The organism is Mesorhizobium sp. M7A.F.Ca.US.005.03.2.1, from assembly GCF_003997795.1.
Taxonomy (GTDB): domain Bacteria; phylum Pseudomonadota; class Alphaproteobacteria; order Rhizobiales; family Rhizobiaceae; genus Mesorhizobium; species Mesorhizobium ciceri.
In genome coordinates this window covers 1-3,933 of the sequence record NZ_RZRP01000605.1, presented here as the reverse complement: position 1 = coordinate 3,933, position 3,933 = coordinate 1, and the positions used below count along the sequence as shown (strand labels likewise).

Annotated in this window: 4 protein-coding genes, 1 tRNA gene and 1 pseudogene; 3 read left to right on the top strand and 3 right to left on the bottom strand. The window is 63.5% G+C overall.

The genetic code is table 11. The annotated features are described in order from the left end of the window. Positions 1 to 605, bottom strand: a pseudogene (locus EN991_RS40380) (flagellar motor protein MotB); the annotation flags it as partial. A 245-nt stretch (positions 606 to 850) separates the two neighbouring features. Here EN991_RS40380 and EN991_RS26590 point away from each other — a divergent pair. After that, positions 851 to 1,297, top strand: coding sequence for a YcgN family cysteine cluster protein (locus tag EN991_RS26590; protein ID WP_127369883.1), 447 nt, complete (start codon positions 851 to 853; stop codon positions 1,295 to 1,297). Between the two features lie 251 nt (positions 1,298 to 1,548). Beyond that, positions 1,549 to 1,905, top strand: a complete 357-nt coding sequence (locus EN991_RS26585) for a hypothetical protein (RefSeq protein WP_013530174.1) — start codon at positions 1,549 to 1,551, stop codon at positions 1,903 to 1,905. A 211-nt stretch (positions 1,906 to 2,116) separates the two neighbouring features. Here the strand turns inward: EN991_RS26585 and EN991_RS26580 are convergent, their stop codons facing one another. Continuing rightward, entirely contained in the window at positions 2,117 to 2,830 is a 714-nt protein-coding gene (locus EN991_RS26580) for an SIMPL domain-containing protein (RefSeq protein ID WP_013530175.1), read from the bottom strand. Between the two features lie 134 nt (positions 2,831 to 2,964). On the opposite strand from EN991_RS26580, the gene EN991_RS26575 reads away from it, so the two are divergent. Beyond that, positions 2,965 to 3,040 (top strand) — tRNA-Ile (locus tag EN991_RS26575). A gap of 37 nt (positions 3,041 to 3,077) precedes the next feature. Here EN991_RS26575 and EN991_RS26570 read toward each other — a convergent pair. Then, positions 3,078 to 3,933 (bottom strand): integrase core domain-containing protein (locus tag EN991_RS26570; protein ID WP_164746422.1); only part of this gene is annotated, 856 nt, incomplete at its 5' end.

Sequence of the window (3,933 nt, the reverse complement as noted above, 5' to 3'; positions counted from 1 at the left end):
GCCGGCTGCTCGCCGGCAGGGGCCGTCGCCTCTCCAGCGGGAGCTTCCTTCGGCGCCGGGGCGACTTCAGGTTGGGCTTGCTGATCCTGCTTGTTCTTCTTGCGCGGCTGGGCCTGCTCGCCGGGCTGATTGTCGTTGGCCGGCGCGACCTGTTCGGCCGGCGTCTGCTCAGTCTGCTGCTGCTGGTCACGCTTCTTCCTGCGCGGCTGCTGTTCCTCTGCGGGTGCTGCCTGTTCGGCCGGCGCCTGCTCGGTCTGCTGCTGCTGGTCACGCTTCTTCCTGCGCGGCTGCTGTTCTTCGGCGGGTGCGGCCTGTTCGGCCGGCGCCTGCTCGGCCTGCTGCTGCTGGTCGCGCTTCTTCCGGCGTGGCTGCTGCTCCTCGGCGGGCTGCTCGCTCTGGGCAGGCGCGGCCTGCTGTTCAGGCTCGGCCTTCCTGCGCTCGTGTTTCTGTTCGGGTTCCGCCTGCTGCTTCTGCGCGCAGGCCTCGGCCGATTCGCCCTCGGCGCATGCTGCTTGCGCCAGGATGAATGGGGTCGCCGTGCGCTGGGCAAGACCGGACGCGACACTTCCCTGAAGCGGGAACGCGCCCAACGGCGCGGATGCCATCAACAGGCCAAGTGCGGTGCCTGCCAGAATCCGTGGTTGGCGTTTCATCGAAATTCTCCTTGTGGGGTCCCATCCTTGCCGAAACCGATCTTGTGCCGATTGGTTCCAGTCTGGCACGGATAGAGGCCGTACGGGGCGATTGACCGACCTTTTGAAGGCAACTTCATGTCATTCACCTGGCGATAGCCGCAATTGCGACCATTGCCGCGCTTGACCTTGCCCGCGGCCGGGGCCACATCCGGGAAATGGAAACGCCATTCTGGAAAACCAAGGCGCTGGAGGCGATGAGCCCGGCCGAGTGGGAATCGCTGTGCGACGGCTGCGGTAAATGCTGCCTGTCAAAGCTTGAGGACGAGGACACCGGCGAGATCTACTGGACCAGCGTCGGCTGTCGGCTGTTCGACGCCGAGACCTGCCGCTGTTCGGACTACGCCAACCGGCTGGCGCGCGTTCCCGACTCCGTCGGGCTGACGCCGCAGAATGTGCGAACCATCAGTTGGCTGCCCAGTACCTGTGCCTATCGGCTGGTTGCCGAGGGCCGCGACCTCTACTGGTGGCACCGGCTGGTGTCTGGCAGCGCCGAGACCGTGCATGAAGCCGGCATCTCGATGCGCGGCCGGGTCAAGGCGAGTGAAACCGATCTTGCCGAGCCGGAAGACTATTTTGACTATGTGCTGGACGAGGAGCCGTAGGACCAGCGGCGGCGAGCAACAGCCTTACGTTCCACGACTTCCGGCCAATCCGCGGGCTCGGAATAGGGCGCCGAGTCAGGCATTCCGGCCTTCACCAAGGCTGGGGACGGTGGCGAATGGCCGGAACTTCCTTCTTCCCGCCATATGAACCGGAGATGAACGGCAGGTTCGTAAAGAGTTCAGACAGGCAGGCGCATTCTCCCCCCATCGGTTCACGAGGACGGGAAGGCCCGCAAAAAGGAGAGAAGACGATGTTCAACACGATCAAGACGGCAGCCCTTTCGGCCCTGGTCGGTCTCGGCACGCTGGCGGCCGTTCCCGCCCACGCCGACAGCCTCTATCTCGGCTTCGGCAACAACAACGACCCGCGTTTCGGCGTCTATACCGGTGACGACGGTTATCGCCATCGCCGTGATGAACGCCGCGGCGACTGGCGCCGTGGCTGTTCGCCGGACCGCGCCCTCGACAAGGCCGAACGCATGGGCCTCCACCGGGTCCGGATCGTCGACGTCAACCGGCGCACGGTGAAGGTGGCGGGCCGTCAGGACGGCGACCGTGTCGTGGTGGTGTTCGCCAACGAGCGCGGCTGCCCGGTTATCTATCGCTGAGGTTCGACAATTAAGGCCGACCCTCTTTGAGGGTCAGCCTGGCAGCATGATCTTTAGCAAGATCAGCTGGGACTAGCGGAGCCCTTTTCCGTTTGAAGGGTGTGGCTCGAAAAAACCCCGCGGGAGCAATCCCGCGGGGGTTTTCATGCGCGCTATTGGCTGGTGATGCATCCGTGGCTGGGCAAGACCAGCCACGGATCCTCGGAGCCGCTTACTTCAGTTCGAAGGTGACGGTCACCTGGACATTGTAGGAATTCTCGCCGGCCTGCACGGGAGCCGCGCCACCCGCCGCGGCATCGAAGGCCTTGGCGTTGATCGGCATCGGCGCCGGCGCAATGTTCTGATCTGATATCTCGAGCACCCGGCCGAGGCTGGCGCCTGCGGCCTCGGCCAGCGTCTTGGCCTTGGCCATGGCGTTGGCGACCGCCTTCTTGCGCGCCTCGGTGACCGTGGCTGCCGGGTTGTCATTGGTGAAGGCGATGCCGCCACCCTGGTTGACGCCGAGCGACACCGCCTTGTCAAGGATCTCGCCGGTCTTGTCGACATCGCGCACCCGCACCGAAAGCGTGTTGGTCACCTGATAGGCGACGAGTTCGGCTTCCTGGCTACCGTCCGGCTTGTTGGTGTAGTTGTAGCGCGGGTTGATCTGGATGCCGGCGGTCTGCAGGTCCCGGTCCTTGATGCCGGCGGACTTCATCGCCGCGATCACGGCGGCCATGGCGTCATTGTTGGCGTCGAGCGCGGCGCGCGCGGTCTTGGCCTCGCGCATGACGCTCAGCGTCAGGACCGCCAGATCGGGGGCCACGGTTGCTTCGCCTTCGCCCGACACGATGATGCGGGGCGGCGTCGGCAGATCGGTGGCTCCAGCCATCGCCGGAAAAGCGATTGCAGCGGCGAGCGCGAGAGGCAAAAGATGTCTGGTCATGAAAATCTCCTTGGTCTGCGATCAAGTCGCAGACGTCGCGTAGAGCGCGATTATGGGTTGATTTGGGCGATCTGGGGAAGCCCGTCGGGAAAGCCTTGTGCCGCGATGCGAAAAACATTAATCCAGCCCGCGTGGGGCCTGTAGCTCAATGGTTAGAGCCGGCGGCTCATAACCGCTTGGTTGGGGGTTCGAGTCCCTCCGGGCCCACCATTACCGTTAGGTCCGTTCCGGACACATAGGTTACGGTTTATACCGGAGACATGGGTAACACTTTTGGCCCGAAGGGGTTTTGGAGTGGTTCGAGCCTGCATGTCTCATCGTCGAAATATCCCAAATCATAGTCCATGAAGCTAGCCAGCCAGATATGGTCCTCGACCTGTTTGATTCCGACGGTCTGGCCGGCAAAGACAAGGCTGAGGTTGATCTTCTTGCGGTTATAGCAGATGCGGCCGCAGGTGGTGACGGTGACGGCCTTGTCGTGAAACGGGTGGTCGAGATCGGGCAAGCCGGTGTAGGGACGCGTTGAGGGCGTGTAGCGCTCGGCCGGGCAGTCCATGTCGAGCGCCTGGTGCGGGCGTTGTGAGTTGAACTCGTCGATGAAGTCATCGAACCTGGCCTGCTGTTGAAGGAAATTGGCGCCGGCCGGTTTGGTGGTCTCCTTCTTGAGGGTGAGGTGCATGCGCTCATGGCGGCCATTCTGCTGCGGACAGCCCGGCTTGATGCGCTCGATGTCGATGCCCAGGCGCAGCCACCAGACCGACAGTTTGCTGAGATTGAACAGCGCGTTGGGGCTGGCGAAGGGAACGCCATTGTCGGTCCTGATCGCGCTGGGCAGGCCGAACTCTTTGAAAACGCTTTCGAACACGGTGAAGGCATAGGCTTCCTTGGTGGTCGAGAGCGCCTCGCAGGCGATGAGATAACGGCTGGCGAAGTCGGTGATGGTCAGCGGATAGCAATAGCGCCGATCGGCGAGCATGAACTCGCCCTTGTAGTCGGCACACCAAAGATCGTTAGGGCGACAGCCGTTTGAAAGTGGTGTCCCCGTCGCCCTGTTGCGCCTGCGCTTGCGGCGCTCGACCATGCCGTGGCGGTCGAGCACGGCA

Bases quoted from the DNA above. Each gene is read 5' to 3' on its own strand.
- EN991_RS26590 (WP_127369883.1), top strand. From the start codon at position 851: ATGGAAACGCCATTCTGGAAAACCAAGGCGCTGGAGGCGATGAGCCCG.
- EN991_RS26585 (WP_013530174.1), top strand. From the start codon at position 1,549: ATGTTCAACACGATCAAGACGGCAGCCCTTTCGGCCCTGGTCGGTCTC.
- EN991_RS26580 (WP_013530175.1), bottom strand. From the start codon at position 2,830: ATGACCAGACATCTTTTGCCTCTCGCGCTCGCCGCTGCAATCGCTTTT.